13 protein-coding genes and 1 riboswitch are annotated in these 18,142 nt (G+C 45.1%); all 13 genes read left to right on the top strand.

Features of this window, described 5'->3' with window-relative positions; all coding sequences use genetic code 11:
- Positions 1 to 602 precede the first annotated feature (602 nt).
- The 13 genes from QOX44_RS04040 to lpdA all read left to right on the top strand — a co-directional run bounded on the left by QOX44_RS04040 (position 603) and on the right by lpdA (position 18,128).
- Positions 603 to 848, top strand: coding sequence for a DUF6870 family protein (locus QOX44_RS04040; protein WP_008369874.1), 246 nt, complete (start codon positions 603 to 605; stop codon positions 846 to 848).
- Positions 849 to 961: 113 nt separating this feature from the next.
- Positions 962 to 2,635 carry a recombinase family protein gene (locus tag QOX44_RS04035; RefSeq protein ID WP_008369875.1) on the top strand — a complete coding sequence of 558 codons (1,674 nt, stop codon included), beginning with the start codon at positions 962 to 964 and terminating at the stop codon, positions 2,633 to 2,635.
- The gene (locus QOX44_RS04030; RefSeq protein WP_283681402.1) at positions 2,636 to 4,291 is read left to right on the top strand and encodes a recombinase family protein; all 1,656 of its coding nucleotides are present in this window, start codon (positions 2,636 to 2,638) and stop codon (positions 4,289 to 4,291) included.
- Positions 4,284 to 5,846, top strand: a complete 1,563-nt coding sequence (locus QOX44_RS04025; protein WP_055146821.1) for a recombinase family protein — start codon at positions 4,284 to 4,286, stop codon at positions 5,844 to 5,846. Before QOX44_RS04030 ends, QOX44_RS04025 begins: the two co-directional genes overlap by 8 nt.
- Positions 5,847 to 6,127: 281 nt before the next feature.
- Positions 6,128 to 6,490 (top strand): DUF6864 domain-containing function, encoded by a 363-nt coding sequence (locus tag QOX44_RS04020; protein WP_283681401.1) that lies wholly within the window; start codon positions 6,128 to 6,130, stop codon positions 6,488 to 6,490.
- 112 nt (positions 6,491 to 6,602) lie between these two features.
- On the top strand, positions 6,603 to 7,664 hold the full coding sequence (locus tag QOX44_RS04015; protein WP_283681609.1) for a hypothetical protein: 1,062 nt from the start codon (positions 6,603 to 6,605) through the stop codon (positions 7,662 to 7,664).
- Between the two features lie 223 nt (positions 7,665 to 7,887).
- Positions 7,888 to 11,004 (top strand): DEAD/DEAH box helicase, encoded by a 3,117-nt coding sequence (locus QOX44_RS04010; protein WP_283681400.1) that lies wholly within the window; start codon positions 7,888 to 7,890, stop codon positions 11,002 to 11,004.
- A gap of 51 nt (positions 11,005 to 11,055) precedes the next feature.
- Positions 11,056 to 11,153, top strand: a riboswitch (glycine riboswitch).
- Positions 11,154 to 11,346: 193 nt separating this feature from the next.
- Positions 11,347 to 12,435 carry a glycine cleavage system aminomethyltransferase GcvT gene (gene gcvT / locus QOX44_RS04005; protein WP_283681399.1) on the top strand — a complete coding sequence of 363 codons (1,089 nt, stop codon included), beginning with the start codon at positions 11,347 to 11,349 and terminating at the stop codon, positions 12,433 to 12,435.
- A gap of 60 nt (positions 12,436 to 12,495) precedes the next feature.
- Entirely contained in the window at positions 12,496 to 12,879 is a 384-nt protein-coding gene (gene gcvH / locus QOX44_RS04000; RefSeq protein ID WP_283681398.1) for a glycine cleavage system protein GcvH, read from the top strand.
- A 34-nt stretch (positions 12,880 to 12,913) separates the two neighbouring features.
- Positions 12,914 to 14,227: an aminomethyl-transferring glycine dehydrogenase subunit GcvPA gene (gene gcvPA, locus QOX44_RS03995; protein WP_283681397.1), complete on the top strand. Its 1,314-nt coding sequence runs from the start codon at positions 12,914 to 12,916 to the stop codon at positions 14,225 to 14,227.
- On the top strand, positions 14,227 to 15,657 hold the full coding sequence (gene gcvPB, locus QOX44_RS03990; protein ID WP_283681606.1) for an aminomethyl-transferring glycine dehydrogenase subunit GcvPB: 1,431 nt from the start codon (positions 14,227 to 14,229) through the stop codon (positions 15,655 to 15,657). The genes gcvPA and gcvPB overlap by 1 nt, the downstream gene beginning before the upstream one ends.
- Positions 15,642 to 16,682, top strand: a complete 1,041-nt coding sequence (locus QOX44_RS03985) for a lipoate--protein ligase (RefSeq protein ID WP_283681396.1) — start codon at positions 15,642 to 15,644, stop codon at positions 16,680 to 16,682. The genes gcvPB and QOX44_RS03985 overlap by 16 nt, the downstream gene beginning before the upstream one ends.
- Positions 16,683 to 16,706: 24 nt before the next feature.
- Positions 16,707 to 18,128, top strand: coding sequence for a dihydrolipoyl dehydrogenase (lpdA, locus tag QOX44_RS03980; protein ID WP_283681395.1), 1,422 nt, complete (start codon positions 16,707 to 16,709; stop codon positions 18,126 to 18,128).
- The last annotated feature ends 14 nt before the right edge of the window (positions 18,129 to 18,142 follow it).

Below are 18,142 nucleotides of genomic sequence, written 5' to 3'. Positions count from 1 at the left end.
CAAAAACAGTGAATGTAAACAGAAAGATTCGCATTGAAGCGAACAAAACACTTGACATTCGCATGAATGCGAATTAAAATAACAGTACGATAAAGGTTCGCATGAAAGCGAATGTACAGATGAGGATAAATACTTTTTGCAAATTATTGCAAAATGAGGTTGGTAAAATCCTTCTGTCAGGCTTTATTAGTGAGAGGATTTTTTTGAAGTGAACAACATTTTGGTGTTTCCAGGCTGTAATAAGTGAAAGGATATTCAAAAAAACTCTTTTGTACCTTGAAAATTACATGAGCTGTATAATCTGATCTCACAGATGCCATAACCCTGTAAATGATTTTATGGGCGAGCGTCGAAGATACTCCGGAAACGACTGGTAGGCTTGCGAAGAAGCTGGCAGTATTCAGAAATACTCTGATAGAGGTTGACTGTGACGTTGACAACGGGTTATACAAATGGAAGCCAACACGCCGAACAGAATATGCAATGCCATAGTAATAGATAAAATTTGAGAACAAAATGTGAAAGGTAAGGTGATGTGATTGAGAAAATTGTAGGTATAGGACAACTGATACAAAGAATATGTTGGAAAAGAGGTGAGCATCATGGTGAATCAGTCGGTAATAGATTCTAGTGTTGATCTGGAGCAGTTAAAGGACATTGAAGATTTAATTCCTGATATGGATAAAGCTATTTCTGAGAAAGTGGAAACTTTTCTGGATAAATCCGGCGATCAGCCGTATGCTCACATGAATGAAGGATATGTAGTGGTTGTGGAGATGACAGGAGAAATGGATGCCACAGATGCCATTAGTGATTATCTGAGAAAAAGGACGGAGTTGATGTATTAAAATGTCTTGCAAAGGTACAGATGTTATGTTAATGTGAGGTCAGGGAAAATGAACGTGATACATGGTTTCTGACTTCAAATTCAATGGAATAAGTAAGTTGGGAGCGATGTAAAATGGAACAGATGCAAATGAATATGCCAGATATATACGATGCTGCATTGTATCTTCGATTATCGAAAGATGATATGGAAGAGGGCGGTGCGAAGTCAGAGAGCAACAGCATTGCAAATCAGAGAGAGTTACTTCGGAGCTTTGTAAAAAGCCAGCCGGATATTCAGATCTTTGATATATATGTGGATGACGGATACTCAGGAGGAAATTTTGATCGACCTGAGTTTAAACGAATGACAACTGATATAGAAGCTGGAAAAGTAAATTGCGTGATTGTAAAAGACTTATCCAGATTCGGAAGAGAATATATAGAAGCCGGGCGATGGATCGAAAAGACCTACCCGGCTTTAAATGTGCGTTTTATTTCAGTTACAGACCAGTTTGACAGTAAAACAGCAGATTTTTCAGAGAAGTCATTTGTAGTTCCAATCAAAAATTTCGTAAATGAAAGCTATTGTCGGGACATTTCCGGTAAAGTGCGAAGCCACCAGAAAATCAAACGTGAAAAAGGTGAATTTATTGGAGCGTTTGCCCCGTATGGTTACTGCAAAGATCCAGAGAATAAGAATTGTCTGGTGATTGATTCTTATGCATCAGATATTGTAAGAAAAATATTTTCGTGGAAAATTGATGGATTCAGTCTTGGAGCAATCGCAGAAAAACTGAATGTACGTCATGTGCAGTCGCCAAAAGAATATAAAAAGGCAAATGGCGAGAATTACAATTCTGGATTTCACAGCTCAGACACACCGAAATGGTCGGCAGTGCAGATTAAAAGGATTCTGACCAACGAGGTTTACATTGGAAACATGGTGCAAGGCAAGCAGGAACGAATCAGCTATAAGGTAAAGCAACGTCTGGATAAGCCAGAATCAGAGTGGGTGAAAGTAGAAAATACGCATCCGGCAATAATCAGGCAGAATGATTTTGATGTGGTGCAGAAGCTACTTCAGTATGATGGCAGGGCATCGAAAACATCGGACAGTGCAAACTTTTTTTCGGGTTTTGTATTTTGCGGAGATTGCCATACACCGATGATACGCAGGGTAAATCAGTATAAGGGAAAGAAAAAAGCCTTTTATATTTGCCAGACAAAAAATAAAGGTGGAGATTGCACCAGACACAGTATTCCGGAAGAGGTGCTGAAAAGGATTGTATTGAAAGAGATTCAGGCATATACGGCACTTTTCGTAGACTATCAGATGATTATGGAAGAACTTTGTGAAATGAAAGTCAGTTACGATCAGGTAATCGGTTATGATACGCAGATTAGTAAGTTGCAGGAAGAATATAACCGTTATTACAGCCTGAAAGCATCTTTGGGTGATGACTTGAAAGAGGGATTGATCAGCAAAGAGGAGTTCGATGATTTTCGGGAAAGTTACGGAAGAAAATGTGAAGAACTGGAGCAGATGATTGAAAACCAGAAAAAACTGGTAAAGCAAATGTTTGAGGGTGGAGTGTCTGCAACCGTTCAGTTGGAGGACTGGAAGAAATCACTGGAAATCAAAGAACTGGATCGCACATTGCTGGCACTGACTGTAGATAAAATCTATATTTATGAAAACAAACAGATCAAAATTCATATCCGTTATCAGGATATGATTGAGAAAATGAAAGTCATAAGACGGTTTTATGCGGAACACCGGACAGAGTGCAGGAAAGAGGTGGGATAAATGGCAAGGACAGCAAAAAGATATAAGAAAAACACAGAGAAGAAAGTTCTTGGGATTCCGGTATGTATGGCTGCAATTTATGTCAGATTATCCGTAGACAGTGATGAAAAAAAGTCAGAACCTATTGAAACACAGGTTACGCTGATAAAAGAGTTCATTCAGAAGCACAATGAAAATCCGAACAGAGAGTATGAAATTGCTGTATATAACATTTATTCTGATCTGGGAAAAACCGGAACAAATTTTGACAGACCGGGATTTGAACGGATGATGAATGATGTCAGGGAAGGTAAAATAAACTGTATTCTGGTAAAGGATTTCTCACGATTTGGAAGAAATTATATCGAAACTGGCAACTATCTGGAAAAGATTCTTCCTTTTATGAAAGTGCGGTTTATTTCTGTATGTGACAACTATGATTCATTTGCACCGGATGCCAAGAATCAGGAATTATCCATGAATATCAAGAATCTGGTGAATGATGCTTATGCGAAAGACATTTCCGCAAAAGAACGGGCAGCGAAACGTATTGCACAGAAAAATGGTGAGTATGTGGGATCTACAGCTCCATATGGATATTGTGTGGAAAAGATAAATGGAATTTATAAGTTGATGGTGGAACCGGAAGCTGCAAAGATTGTCCGCAGGATTTTTGAAGAATATGCTTCGGGAGATGGCGTACAGAGCATTATTGACAGGCTGTTTGAGGATAGGGTACATCGGATTTCAGATTATAACCAATATCATCATGTGTACTGTCAGGACGGAGAGAACCTTCATCAGTGGGGAAATTCTTCGATACGTGCAGTGCTGAACCGGAATAATTATTATGGCGATCTGGTTCAGAGAAAATATGAATCCAGATTTCAAAGAGGTGAAAAATGGTGTGACATATTGGACGAGAGCCAGTGGATTATTACGCCAAATGCCCATGAGCCAATTATTAGCAGAGAATTGTTTGAAAAAGCACAGGTCAGGCTAAAAGCAGCACAACAGAAAGCAACAAAAACTACTGCAGGGTGGGAAGATGATGAAAGAGCATTTTACAATGTATTCTATTGTGGTGATTGTAAGCGGAAAATGTGTACACGTAGATACAGAGGCAATGTGTATTACTTTTGCAATGCTGCCTGGTATCGGGATGAAAGAAAATGTAGTCACAAATCTATTTCCGAAGAGAAGCTGCAGAAAATTGTCCGTTCGGAGCTAACCAGACAGTTTCAGTTATCTGGATTGCGGAAAAAGGATATGTCTGCTATAAGCAGTGCGGTATTTCTTTCCAAAATCAATGAGATTCAAACTGAGATCAGAAAATTGGATGCAGATATGGAAAGACGTTCAGAAAAACTGGCACAGGCATTTATGAAATATAAAGAGGGTGAATTTTCCAAAGAAGCCTATATAGAAATGAAAGATGACCGTAATAACTGGAAAGAGTTTTGTGAAGAGAGAAAGAAGTCTCTGGAGCAGACCATACGAAAGCTGGAAAAACAACAGAAAAAAGAAGCCAGATTTTTACGAAGTCTGTTGGAACTGGATGGGACAACCAGAATCAATGCGGAACTTGCGGAGGGCTTGATTGAAAGTATGTATCTGCATGGTGATGGCAGACTGGAAATCAACTTCGGGTTTAAGGGGGCGGTAGAACATGAGTGATCAGAAACTGATTATTGGATATTACCGTCTTTCCATGGAAGATGATTCAGAGGGAGAAAGTAACAGCATTATCAATCAGAGAAAACTGGTAAAAGATTATATTTCCAATATCCCGGAACTGGCTTCTATGCCATTTCAGGAGTTCTACGACGATGGATATTCTGGTTCCAGTATGGAGCGTCCGGCAATTAAGCAGGTTCTGGAACTTGCTAGGGAGAATAAAGTGCAGTGTATTGTGGTAAAAGATTTTTCACGTTTTGCCAGAAACTATATTGAGATGGGAACTTATCTGGAACAGATTTTTCCATTCCTGGGAGTACGATTTATTTCTATCTCAGACCGATATGATTCTAAAGATTATATAGGAAAGAGTTCCGACATCGAAGTACAGTTTAAAGGACTGATCGCAGATTTTTATGTGAAAGACCAGTCTGTAAAGGTAAAATCGGCAGTCAGTACCAGACGAGGAAAAGGTGAGTATTGCTGTGGATCTGCACCTTATGGGTATCGAATCAATCCTGAAAATAAGAAAGAACTGGTGATTGTAGAGGACGAAGCAGAAGTGATTCGCAGAGTATTTGAACTGACAAATCAGCGGTATTCCAAGATGGAGATTTGTCGGTTATTTAATGAAGAGGGGGTACTGACTCCCTTGCAGTCCATGAGCAGACGACAGAAATCAGACAGCAAGAAAGCTGCATCAAGAGGACTGCAGTGGACGAGTGATATGATACGGAAGATTGTGGATGATAAAACTTATATAGGCTGTATGGTCTATGGAAAGACAAAAATTCCAGATCCCGGAACAGGGAAAGAAGTACCGGTACCGAGAAATCAGTGGAAAGTGATGGAAAATCATCACGAGCCGATCGTATCAAAAGAAATTTTTGAAAAAGCACAGTCCTTGCAGATCAGATACACCAAGAAAAGCAAATTCGACAGGGAAACAACATTGTTAGGTGGCTATGTGAAATGCGGAAATTGTCGCAGAAGCCTGACTTCAAGCAGTCCGGTTCATGGTCATATCCTTTATAGCTGTGCTTACAGTAAAGGAAAAGAAGATACAGGATGCTTTGCCGGAAAAGCTGATAACAAAATGCTAGAGCATATCGTGCTGGCAGAAATTAAGGCATATTTACGTCAGAATATCAGCCAGGAACAGATGCAGCAATCTATGAGAAAACAGCATACGGACAGCATAGAAGCCTATGAGCTGGAAAGTACGGACTGTGAAAAACGTCAGGAGCAGATAAAGCTTCAGAACCGTCAGAACTATGAGAAGTATCACGAGGGACAGATGAACCAGAAACAGTTCATGGAAGCCAAGAAGCAGTTGGAAGAAGAAAGAGAACGATTGCAGAAACGTATACAGGAGTTGGAAGAACTGATAAACGGTGAGAAAGAAATCCTGATGAAAAAGAATGTTCCGGTGGAGCAGATGTTGATGTATTTAGGCTATGAAAAGCTGACACGAGAGATGCTGGAAGAATATGTGCAGGGGATATATGTGTATGATGATGGGAGAGTGGAGGTGGAATGGAAATCACTGGCTTGATTTGTAGCAATAATGTAACGTCCACTACTACTGAACTTGTAGCAATGACGTTACATCCTCCCTGCTGATTTTGTGACAACAATATAACGTCCTCTGTTCCAAAACAACGGTTTTATGGGAAAAATCGAGGAAAAAGTGGCAAAAAAGTTTGTAGCAATGACTTGACATCCTCGGGGGCATTATGCGTTCGTGACAGCATACCAGTGTGAAAATGGAGAATGCCTTGTTTGTAAAATAGGAACATGTTACAATAAAAACATCTTTAGTTGAGAGGTGACAAAATGCAAGTAAAATTAAGCTCTCAGAATCGGGAAATCATCAGTTACGGAACTGTGTTTTTATTTGATGAGAATAGTGATCTTACTTTAAATATTAACGGAGATAATTATTTTGAATTGATTTTAACTATTAGTTTTGTTGAAGATATTTCTCATAAACAAAGGATAGAGACAGATATTTTTGAAAATCATTTTAAGATAATATGTATTAATTTTACGGCAATGGGTACAGGACTGACCACTCCATTGGAACTTGCAGTAATTGATGGTAAAAAAATATATTTGATGTTCTGGGCATATATGGAGGGAAGCGAGGACAAAAAATCGAAAGTACGTAAAGTTGAATATACGTTGTATCGTGAGTGATTGGAATGGTGATAATATGAATAATGGTTTGTTGCAGCCGAAAACAATAATTGAGCTTAACGATAATAACGCAAGAAAAAGATACAATCCGGATATTGCGTATTACGATGTCATGCATGGTGAACGAAAAGTAGCAGAGATTAATATACGTGGAGAGGCTGCTATTTTGGACGAAAAGTTTATTCCGTATGATCTTTATTTGGAGAATGATCGTGATTTTGATACGCTGATCAATAATATAAATAATTTTTATCATTGGTGTGCCTCGCGGGTGTTGTCTTTGGACAGGAAATATGCAAAAGAAATTTTAAACAGTATCGGAATGGCACAGGCAATGACGGATCGGGATCGTGCTAAAATAGCATTATCATATCACTGTGTATCATTGACAGATGTTTATTGGGTAAAAAAGAGTGATGAAGAGATTTCTTACGAAAAAATAAATTTGTATGATAATTCGTTAAATGAGGCGGTGGTAGAACTTTCTTTACGTGGAAAACCGATGACAGTTACAAATCAGGAACTGGCACCGGATTTATCCACCAAAGGATGCTTTCCCAAAGCATGGATCAGAAGGGGAAAAGATTTCATTTTATTAAAAGATGGCGGTGACGATGCTGTTCGGAAAGAACTTTTAGCAAGTAGATTATGTCAATGCTTTGACTTTAAACAGGTGAAATATGATGAAGGCTTTTATGATGGGCAAAGAGTAACTCAGAGTAAAATTATAACATCCAGGCAGTATTCTATCGTTTCAAAAATGGCATTTGAGATATATGCGTTAAATCATGACTTGAATGTATTGAATGAGTGTTTGCGGATTGATAAAGAGACGTATTATGGAATGAATATCCTTGATTATCTGGTTGGTAATATAGACCGACATCCGGAAAACTGGGGATTTTTGGTTGATAATCGGACCAATAAATATGTTTCCCTGTATCCGATCATGGATTTTAATCAGAGCTTTGGAAGTTATGACACGATAGATGGAGCAAACTGTCAAACGGTTTATCCAGAGAAAAAAACGCAGCGGGAGGCGGCAATAGAAGCAGTCAGACATGTTGGGCTGCATCAGATAAAAGATATAGATGAAGAAATTTTTGAAGATATGACAGTATGGAAAGAAATGTTTTTTCGAAGACTTGAAGAATTAAAAAATGCTGTATTGTAACAATAATATAACATCCTCTATACAGAAACATGCGGTTTTAAGCCATTTTCATGGCAAAAAAGCCGCATATTTTTGTAGCAATGACTTGACATCCCCGGGGGCACTGTGCGTGAGGGATTTTAATATCTGTACGGGGAGCTTGATAAATAAAAAGGCACTTGGTACAATGAAATAAGAAAAAGGCAGGCAGAGTACACAGAGTTTTATTTGGGAAGGTGTATTTATGAATACAAAAGAAAATATTTTGGATGCGTGGATTGTAGTGGAAAAGCTGTCAGAGGGTTTCATTGAGCCGGGGGAGCAGGGGATGATGACTCTGGACAGAGAAATACAGGACTGGGAGGAATATTTCAGAGAGTTTTTAAGAGAGAATAAAGAGAGGGAAAAACTCTCGGATAAGGCATTTCGGAAATCAGGGATTGTACTGTTTTTTGGGATTTTTGATTTCGATGAAGTGATTGATATCCTGAAGAAGAAGTACAATCTTGAACATACATATGAGGACAGAAGTAAATCGAAAAAATTTACGGTGGCTCTCTTTTTTGATAAAGACCTGCAATTCCTGCAAAACAGATTTTTTTATACAATGAGCGGGTATATTCGGAATTACGGAGACTTTCCAAAAGATATAGGAAGAGCTGAGGGGGATTTTGGGAATGAGATAAGAGGAAAATTTGACAGGGAGAGGGACAAAGAACACGCCTTCCATTCTGTTATTTTGTGGCTCTTAGAGAAGTATCATGCAGATTTAAGTAATTTCCGGTATAAGTTTGTACGGAATCTGGAGAGGGACGTAGTGAATCTGCACTCCTTTTTTATCCGGGATCTGGAAAAGGCAAAGAAGCTCGATACGGAAAATTTAAAAAGATATTTGCAGGAGAGTCCGGGGGAAAGAATAAATCTGGACAGCAAAAAGGAATCTTCTAATTTTTATCCGGAGATTTTCGAGGATATTCTGCAGCCGGAAAATTACCCGGACGGGCGTTTCCCGGGAAATTCTGACTATGCCCTTGCATTTATGCAGCAGGTAGCGACAAATATTGCGATTCATGATCCGGAAAATATGCGGAGCGTAAATGGGCCGCCCGGCACTGGAAAAACTACTCTTTTAAGAGATATTTTTGCGCATATGCTTGTGCGGCAGGCTCTGGAAATCTGCAGCCGTCCCGATAAATATATACAGGGGGAGCTGAACTACTGGGAAAAGGCTAAAATCGGAGTTTTGCCAAAGGAGATCGCAGGGGAGAATATCGTGGTTGCAAGCTCTAATAACGGAGCCGTCCAAAATATTGTCAGGGAGCTGCCGAAAAGTACAAGTATCGGAGGGGAATTTCTTGAACAAATAAAAGAAGCCGATTATTTTATGCATATTTCTAACTGTGACATCGAGGAGGAAGTAAGCGGAAAAGATCGGATTTTAGTATTAAAAGAAAAGGAAGAAAAAAACTGGGGTACTTTTTCAATGGAAGGAGGGGCTTCTGCAAAAGTAAAGAAGCTGCTTCTGGCTATTGAAGCGATGGAGGAGGAGCTTGAGACCTCCTATGTGCCGGATGACCGTATCTATCAGCGCTTTCTTTCAAAATATCACACAGTAGAAGAAAGAAAAAGAGAGCTTCAGAAATGTCGGGAAAGGTCAGCAAAGCTGATCCGGCTGAAGAATCAGTATGAACAGGAACGGGCGGTTTTTGAGAAAGAAAAAGAAGAAAAACAGCGGCAGATATCTGCAGATTCTGAAAAGCAGGAGCGAGAAGCACAGAAATGCAGGCAGGAGAAAGAAGAGCTGGAAAACAGGCTTGCAGAGGTTACCTCTGATATGGCGGATTTAGAAGAAGGCTTAAAGCAGGCACAGAGGAACTATGATACCGTCCGATTACAGAAGCCGGCTTTTCTCTGGATACAGAAAATTTTTAATCCTTCCGGCGTGAAATCATATTTTGCGTCTCTTACGCGTGCAAATGATACGCTGACTCATGTAGAAAAGCAGAAAAGTGAGCGGATGAAGGAACAGGCAGACATGGAAAAGCGTATTCTGGAGAAGAACAGAAGAATTGCCGACCTGATCAGACAGCAGCGCGAGGACAGGGAGAAGGTCTCCCGATGGAAGGAAAAAAGGGAGAAGGAACTGCAAATACAGCTGGAAAGGATAAAGGAGCTGGAAGGGGAAAATGAGCGGCCGGGAGTAAAAGGAATTGATTTTTCGCAGTCTTATGAAGCGCTTCAGAAAAGCAATCCATGGTCGGATAAGCAGTTTCGTATCATGCAGACGGAATTATTCATCGATTCTTTAAAAGTAAAAAAGCAGTTCCTTTATGAAAACAGAAAAAATTTGACGAAGGCGAGAACGATCTGGAAAAAGCAATCGGAATATGCACCGAAAGAAAATGGTGCAGAAATCATTACAGAGGCGTGGCAGTGGCTGAATTTTGCAGTTCCTGTGATCAGCACGACATTTGCAAGCCTGGGAAATATGTTTTTCAATATGCCGGTAAATTCTATTTATAATCTGTTTGTTGACGAGGCAGGACAGGCATTGCCGCAGGCATGTGTGGGCGCCGCATTCCGCAGCAGAAGGATTATGGCGGTCGGGGATCCGGCGCAGATCAAGCCCGTGCTTACGCTGGATTCAAAGGTTTTACGTCTGATAGGAATGCATTATGATGTCAGCGAAAAGTATCTGTCAGAAAATACTTCTGTGCAGACGCTTATGGATGCTGCCGGTAAGTATGGATTTTATAAAAAGGAAAAAGAATGGATTGGAATTCCCCTATGGGTGCACAGGCGTTCTGACGATCCGATGTTTACGATTTCCAACGAGATTTCTTACAATGGTCTGATGGTGCAGGGCAAACCGGAGGATGAGGCACAGGGAAGAGCGTGCTGGTATTCTGTAGAAGGAACTGCAAATGACAAATTTGTAAAAGAACAGGCGGATTTTCTTGTAGATCTGATATCCAAACGGTTAGAGGAAGAGGAAAACCTGAAGGAAGAAATTTATGTTATCTCTCCGTTTCGGAATGTGGCACAGCAGATGGCAAGGGAATTAGACCGCATTCAATTTACAAGACGTGATAAGAAGGGTCCGGTCAATGTGGGGACAGTCCATACGTTTCAGGGGAAAGAGGCGAAAATCGTCTATCTGGTCCTGGGAGCAGACGAGGCAAGCAGGGGCGCCGCAGCCTGGGCAGTGTCAGAGCCGAATATTATGAATGTTGCAGCCACACGCGCAAAGAAAGAGTTTTATATTATCGGAGATAAAGAGCTCTATCAGTCGCTGGGAAGTGAGACTGCGAACAAAACAATTCGTATTCTGGAGCAATTATATACAAAAAAGAACGCTTGACACGGGAAAAATTGTACAATATAATGTAAATATACGAAGTGAATACGTCGAATGAAGAATCTGGAAGAGATCATACAAAGCATTTTGATCGTATGACGCCGAAGGTGAAGTCGCGGTAAACTCTCAGGCAAAAGGACTGGATTCGGACGACACTCTGGAAAGGGCAAGTTCACCGACGAAGCAACTCTGCATCCGCAGAGCTAATCTTTCAGGTAAAGAGACAGAGACGCACAGGATGATTTATTCTGTGCGTCTTTTTGTGATTTTGGCGACAGACAGACGGCTCTTTTCTATCGCAAAATATGACGCCCTTTATTCCGGAGCCGTGGGAAAGGAGTAGAAATGGAATTAAAAACACCACTGTATGAAACGCACGTACAGCACAAAGGGAAGATCGTGCCGTTTGCCGGGTATCTGCTTCCGGTGCAGTATGGATCTGGTGTGATCGCAGAGCACATGGCAGTCCGTACCGCCTGCGGTATATTTGATGTATCGCATATGGGCGAGATCCTGTGTGAGGGCAGGGATGCTGTGAAAAACCTGAACTTTCTGCTGACCAATGATTATACGGTAATGGCTGACGGGCAGGCGAGGTACAGTCCGATGTGCAATGAGAGCGGAGGCGTGGTAGATGATCTGATCGTGTATAAGGTAAGGGAGGATCATTACCTTATCGTTGTCAATGCGGCAAATAAGGATAAGGACTTTGTGTGGATGAAAGAGCATGCGTTCGGGGAGGTAAGCTTTACAGATATTTCTGCTTCGGTAGCGCAGATTGCTCTTCAGGGACCAAAGGCGGAGGCGATCCTGCGAAAGCTCGTGCCGGATGAGATGATCCCGGAAAAGTATTACAGCTGCAACTTTGACGGCAGGATCGGCGGGATCAGATGTATGATCTCCAGAACGGGTTATACGGGCGAGGATGGGTTTGAGTTTTATCTTGCGGCAGAGGAAGCGCAGAGGCTGTGGGAGCTTTTGCTTGAGACGGGAAAGGAAGAGGGAGTGATCTGCTGTGGCCTCGGCGCACGGGATACGCTGCGTCTGGAAGCTTCGATGCCGCTGTACGGACATGAGATGACGGACGATATTACGCCGTTTGAAGCGGGACTCGGATATTTTGTCAGGATGGACAAGGGCGATTTTATCGGCAGGGCGGCGCTGGAAGAAAGGGGCGCTCCGAAGCAGAAAAGAGTCGGACTTAGAGTGACGGGAAGAGGGATCATACGCGAGCATTGCAGTGTTTATGCAGATGGAAAGCAGATCGGCGTGACGACGTCGGGCACACATTGTCCGTACCTGAAGGCTCCGCTGGCTATGGCGCTTGTCGACTGTGCGTACACGGAGCCGGGCACGCAGGTCGAAGCAGACGTAAGAGGCAGACGGGTAGAGGCAGAGGTAGTACGCCTGCCATTTTACAAAAGAGGACAGTGAAAGACAGGCAGGGAAAAGATCAGTATCACATATTATTTTATCAATCAGGAGGAAAACACAATGAAGCATCCGGAAAATCTTGTATACAGCAGATCCCATGAATGGGTAAAATTTATTGACGAAACGACGGCGCTGATCGGGATCACAGACTATGCGCAGGACGCGCTCGGCGATCTCGTATTTGTGAACCTTCCCGAGGTCGGAGACGAGGTGACATCCGGGGAGCCGTTTGGCGACGTAGAGTCTGTAAAGGCAGTTTCTGATATTTTTTCACCGGTAACGGGTACGGTGGCACAGATCAATGAGGATCTTCTCGATGCGCCGGAAAATCTGAATGAAGACCCGTACGGCGCATGGATGATCAGGGTGGAGCATATCACAGATAAGGAAGAGCTGCTCGATGCGGCAGCTTATATTGCGTTCTACGAGAGCGAGGAAGAGTAAAGAAAGCGCAGCAGAAGAAAGGGGGGACTTTGTTATGGGATCTTTTTTGCCCAATACCGCACAGGAGCAGCAGGAAATGCTGGAGGCGATCGGCTTTCACAGCTTTGAGGAGCTGTTCTCACAGATTCCGCAGCAGGTAAGGCTTGGGGAGCTGAATCTGCCGGCGGGGCTTTCAGAGATGCAGGCGCTGGAACGTATGGAGGAGCTGGCGCAGAAAAACAGACAGTTTCGTCATATCTTCCGCGGCGCCGGAGCGTATGACCATTACATCCCATCCGTTGTGGGAAGCGTAATCGGGAAGGAGCAGTTTGTGACGGCGTATACGCCTTATCAGGCAGAGATCAGCCAGGGTATTCTGCAGTCTATTTTTGAATATCAGACGATGATCTGTGAATTAACTCAGATGGCGGCATCAAACGCATCGGTATATGATGGAGCGACAGCAGCTGCGGAAGCAGTCGCCATGTGCCGGGAGAGAAAGAGACGTACCGCATACGTATCGGAAACGGCTCATCCGGAAGTGATAAAGGTGATCAAAACGTATTGCTATGCCAGCAATACAGAAGTCGTAATGATCCGGCAAAAAGACGGAGTGACGGATATGGATGCCCTGCGCGAAGCGCTTGATGAGGAGAGCGCGTGCTTCTACATGCAGCAGCCGAATTTTTACGGAAATATAGAGGATGCGTCAGGACTTGCAGAGATCACGCACGGGGCAGGCGCAAAGTTTATCATGGGCTGCAATCCGATCGCGCTCGCCATTTTGCAGACGCCGGGAGAGTGTGGAGCTGATGTGGCTGTGGGAGAAGGTCAGCCGCTGGGGCTGCCGCTCGCATTCGGAGGACCGTATCTGGGATTTATGGCGGCGTCAGAAAAGATGGTGCGCAGGCTTCCGGGAAGGATCGTCGGAGAGACCAAAGACCAGGAAGGGAATCGCGCATTTGTACTGACACTGCAGGCGCGCGAGCAGCATATCCGAAGAGAAAAGGCAAGCAGCAATATCTGCTCCAATCAGGCGCTGTGCGCGCTGGCAGCAGGCGTTTATATGGCTGCGATGGGAGAAGCGGGAATGACGCAGGCGGCCAGGCTTTGTGTGTCAAAGGCACATTATCTGCAGCAGGTTCTTTCGGAAGCAGGACTTTCGCCAAAGTATGACCGTCCGTTTTTCCACGAGTTTGTGACAGTCGCCAGAGGAAAAACGGCAGATATCCTGCAGGCGCTTGAGGAGAAAGGTATTTTGGGCGGCTATCCGCTTAACGGAGATGAGATCCTCTGGTGCGCGACAGAAAAGAATACGAAAGAGACGATGGATCTGGTCGCTTCGGTTGTGAAGGAGGTGTGCAGTTGATGAAGCTGATATTTGAACGAGGGAAAAAAGGGCAGGGCTGCACGCTGCTTCCGCCGTGCGATGTGCCGGAGGTGGAGCTTCCGGTCCCGATGCGCGGAAAAAAACCGAAGCTTCCGCATGTATCAGAAAATGAGCTGAGCCGCCATTACACGGAACTTGCAAAGCAGGTGCACGGGGTGAACGACGGCTTCTATCCGCTTGGATCGTGCACGATGAAATACAATCCGAAAGTAAATGAGAGGGCAGCTGCGCTTTCCGGCTTTACAGGTATTCATCCGCTTCAGCCGGAGCATACCGTACAGGGCTGTCTGGAAGTCCTGAGGGAAGCTTCACAGATGCTCTGTGAGATCACCGGCATGGACCGCATGACGATGCAGCCTGCGGCAGGCGCGCACGGCGAGTTTACGGGACTGCTTTTGATCAAGGCGTACCATGACAGCAGAAACGATACGGCGCGTACAAAGATCATCGTACCGGATTCCGCACACGGGACGAATCCGGCCAGCGCAGCCATGCTCGGCTACGATGTGGTCAGTATCCCTTCCGGACCGGACGGATGCGTAGACATCGGAAAGCTGAAAGAAGCTGTCGGGTCGGATACGGCGGGGCTGATGCTGACCAATCCGAATACGGTAGGCCTGTTTGATAAGAATATTCTGGAGATCACATCCATTGTGCACGAGGCGGGCGGCCTGACCTATTATGACGGCGCAAACTTAAATGCGGTCATGGGTCTGGTGCGCCCCGGGGATATGGGCTTTGACGTCGTGCATCTGAATCTGCACAAGACGTTTTCGACCCCGCACGGAGGCGGAGGCCCGGGAAGCGGACCAGTCGGATGCAAGGCATTTCTGGCAGAGTTTTTGCCGGGGCTTTTGCCGGTGCCGGCGGACGGCGGGCTTTGTATGGAAGCGCCGGAACATTCGGTTGGCAGTGTGAAGGCCTTTTATGGCAATTTCCTTGTCGTAGTTCGGGCTATGACGTATATTCTGATGCTTGGCCGGGAGGGCATTCCGGCAGCAGCAAAAAATGCAGTTCTCAATGCAAATTATATGATGCAGAAATTAAAGGACATCTATCCGATGGCATATGACGGAACGTGCATGCATGAGTTTGTCATGAGTCTGGAGAAGATGAAGCATGAGATCGGCGTATCTGCAATGGACGTTGCCAAATCACTGCTGGACTACGGGATCCATCCGCCTACCATGTATTTCCCGCTTATCGTCCACGAGGCGCTGATGGTAGAGCCGACGGAGACAGAAAGCAGAGAAACGCTGGATGAAGTGATCGCGGTGTTCCGGGAGATCTATGAAACGGCAGGAAAGGATCCCCGGATCTTGCATGAGGCTCCGGTGAAAACATATATCAGAAGGCCGGACGAGGTGCGTGCGGCAAGAAAAGCGGTGCTGAGATGGTCAGAAGACTGAGCGTCTATGAGGCGGAGAGTACCGATCCATACCGGAACCTTGCAGTCGAGGAATATCTGACGTACCATGTACAGCCGTCGGAGTGTGTGCTGTATTTGTGGCAGAATCAGCGGACAGTAGTGATCGGAAAGAATCAGAATGCATGGAAAGAGTGTAATATAGAGCTGCTGGAAGCAGAAGGCGGGCATCTTGCCCGCCGTACCTCCGGCGGAGGAGCAGTATTTCATGATCTTGGAAATCTGAACTTCTCGTTTTGCGTACGGGAAGAAGATTACAGTGTGGAGCGTCAGAGCGAAGTGATCCTGCGCGCTGTAAAAAGTCTTGGGATACCTGCGCAGAGAACCGGGCGCAATGATATCGTCGCTGACGGACGCAAATTTTCCGGCAATGCTTTTTTGAAGTCAAAGGGCTGCTGCTGCCATCACGGTACGCTGCTGATCGGCGTTGACCAGCAGCAGATGGGGCGCTATCTGAACGTTTCACCGGAAAAGCTGCGGGCAAAGGGCGTAGATTCCGTGAGAGCGAGGACTGTCAATCTGCGGGAGCTTTTACCGGGACTTGGGGTGGCGCAGATGAAGGAAGCGCTGCTGCGATCGTTTTCAGAAGTATATGGAGCCCGATGTGCGGACGCAGAAACAGAAAACCAGGCTTTTTCACCGCTTTTTGCAGACCGTCCGGACTGGGAGGAGATCGCGCAGTATGAGCGGCGCCTTTCCTCCTGGGAGTGGAAATACGGGAGAAAACTCCCGTTTGAATATACCGTGTCACAGCGCTTTCCCTGGGGTGGGATAGAGCTTTGCTTTCATGTGAACGGCGGAGTGATCCAGGAGATAAAGGTCTATTCTGACGCGATGCAGGAGCAGCTTGCCAGACGTCTGGAGGAGTGTATGAAGGGCTGTGCGTACCGGAGGAATGCGCTTTTGGCGCGGCTGAAAGAGGCGCGGCTGGATCGTGAAAATGAAGAAGCGGACCGGCAGATCCGATCGGATATCGGAAGGCTGATCCTGCGGGAAGTGATGAAATAATTTTGACAGGCGAGAGGATAAGGGATGGAACAGAGATTTGATCTGGTGATCATCGGCGGAGGTCCCGCCGGATATGAGGCGGCGCTAGAAGCCGCAAAGTACAAAATGAAGACGGCGCTCATAGAGAAAGACGAAATCGGCGGTACCTGTTTAAACCGCGGCTGTATTCCGACAAAGACATTGCTTCATTCCTGTGAGCTGTATGCGCAGATGAAGAAAAGCAGCGTCTTTGGCGTGCACGGCGATGAGATACGGTACAGTATGGAGGAGATACAGGGGCGCAAAGACGAGGTGCTGGAGACGCTTCGCGACGGGATACGCGCGCTGATGAAAAAGAACAGGATCACAGTGTATGACGGGCGCGGCAGGATTTTGGACGCAAACCACGTAGAGGTGTGCGCAGAAGAAGCAATGGCTCCTGAAGTGTTTTTGGAAACACGAAGGATTCTGATCGCATCGGGCTCCGTACCGGCAGTGCCTCCGATCCCAGGCATCCGCCTTCCGAATGTGCTGACAAGCGATGAGCTGCTTGATAAAAAGGACGTATTTCCAGCTCTTACGATCATCGGCGGTGGTGTGATCGGAATGGAATTCGCGGCGATATACAGCGCGCTCGGCTGTAAGGTCACAGTGATCGAGTTTCTTGACCGTATTCTTGCGAATATGGACCGGGAAATTTCACAGAACCTGAAAATGATCCTCAAAAAGCGCGGCGTCGATATTTTTACAGGAGCACGGGTAGAAGAGATCGTGGCGGATGGCAGCGGACGGCTGATCTGCCGTTATAGAGAAAAAGACGTCCTGCAGGAGGTTGTCTCTGATGGTATTTTAGCTGCTGTCGGTCGCAGGGCATATACGGAAGGACTGTTTTCAGATGCATTTGTGTGCAAAGAGGAAGCGGATGTGAACATGCCGGCCGGGAAATTGTTTATAAAGACAGACCGCGGCCGCATCTGTGTGGATAACTTCGGACGGACGAGCGTCCCTGATATTTATGCGGCAGGTGATGTGACAGGAGGCGCGATGCTCGCGCATGCGGCGACGGCGCAGGCAGTAAACGCAGTCTGCCATATGGCGGAAAAAGAACCGGTATTTTCGGTGAAGTGTATACCGGGATGCGTATATACTGATCCGGAGATCGCAGGCGTCGGCATGACGCAGGATGAGGCGAAGAAGGAAGGACTGCATGTGATCGTCAAAAAGTATCCGATGTCGGCAAATGGAAAGTCAGTCCTTTCGGCTCAGGAGAGAGGCTTTGTAAAAGTCATAGCAGACGAAGAGAGCCGCAGAGTGCTCGGCGCTCAGATGATGTGTGCCCGGGCATCCGATATGATCAGCCAGTTTACGGCTGCGATCGTAAATGGTCTTACACTGGAGCAGATGGCGTCCGTTATCTATCCTCATCCGACATTTTGCGAGGGGATCGGAGAGAGCGTCAGAGTATAGGCCATGATGCAAAA

Origin of the sequence: Parablautia sp. Marseille-Q6255 (assembly GCF_951230155.1) — a bacterium.
Classification (GTDB): Bacteria; Bacillota; Clostridia; order Lachnospirales; family Lachnospiraceae; genus Choladousia.
Note: the sequence above shows the minus strand (reverse complement) of the source record. Positions and strands in the feature narration are given on the sequence as shown.

What these genes read in the sequence shown, in the direction of transcription:
- QOX44_RS04025 (WP_055146821.1), top strand. Translation starts at nt 4,284, where the DNA reads ATGAGTGATCAGAAACTGATTATTGGATATTACCGTCTTTCCATGGAA.
- QOX44_RS04015 (WP_283681609.1), top strand. Translation starts at nt 6,603, where the DNA reads ATGCATGGTGAACGAAAAGTAGCAGAGATTAATATACGTGGAGAGGCT.
- QOX44_RS04010 (WP_283681400.1), top strand. Translation starts at nt 7,888, where the DNA reads ATGAATACAAAAGAAAATATTTTGGATGCGTGGATTGTAGTGGAAAAG.
- lpdA (WP_283681395.1), top strand. Translation starts at nt 16,707, where the DNA reads ATGGAACAGAGATTTGATCTGGTGATCATCGGCGGAGGTCCCGCCGGA.
- QOX44_RS04020 (WP_283681401.1), top strand. Translation starts at nt 6,128, where the DNA reads ATGCAAGTAAAATTAAGCTCTCAGAATCGGGAAATCATCAGTTACGGA.
- gcvH (WP_283681398.1), top strand. Translation starts at nt 12,496, where the DNA reads ATGAAGCATCCGGAAAATCTTGTATACAGCAGATCCCATGAATGGGTA.
- gcvPB (WP_283681606.1), top strand. Translation starts at nt 14,227, where the DNA reads ATGAAGCTGATATTTGAACGAGGGAAAAAAGGGCAGGGCTGCACGCTG.
- QOX44_RS04030 (WP_283681402.1), top strand. Translation starts at nt 2,636, where the DNA reads ATGGCAAGGACAGCAAAAAGATATAAGAAAAACACAGAGAAGAAAGTT.
- gcvPA (WP_283681397.1), top strand. Translation starts at nt 12,914, where the DNA reads ATGGGATCTTTTTTGCCCAATACCGCACAGGAGCAGCAGGAAATGCTG.
- QOX44_RS04035 (WP_008369875.1), top strand. Translation starts at nt 962, where the DNA reads ATGGAACAGATGCAAATGAATATGCCAGATATATACGATGCTGCATTG.
- QOX44_RS03985 (WP_283681396.1), top strand. Translation starts at nt 15,642, where the DNA reads ATGGTCAGAAGACTGAGCGTCTATGAGGCGGAGAGTACCGATCCATAC.
- QOX44_RS04040 (WP_008369874.1), top strand. Translation starts at nt 603, where the DNA reads ATGGTGAATCAGTCGGTAATAGATTCTAGTGTTGATCTGGAGCAGTTA.
- gcvT (WP_283681399.1), top strand. Translation starts at nt 11,347, where the DNA reads ATGGAATTAAAAACACCACTGTATGAAACGCACGTACAGCACAAAGGG.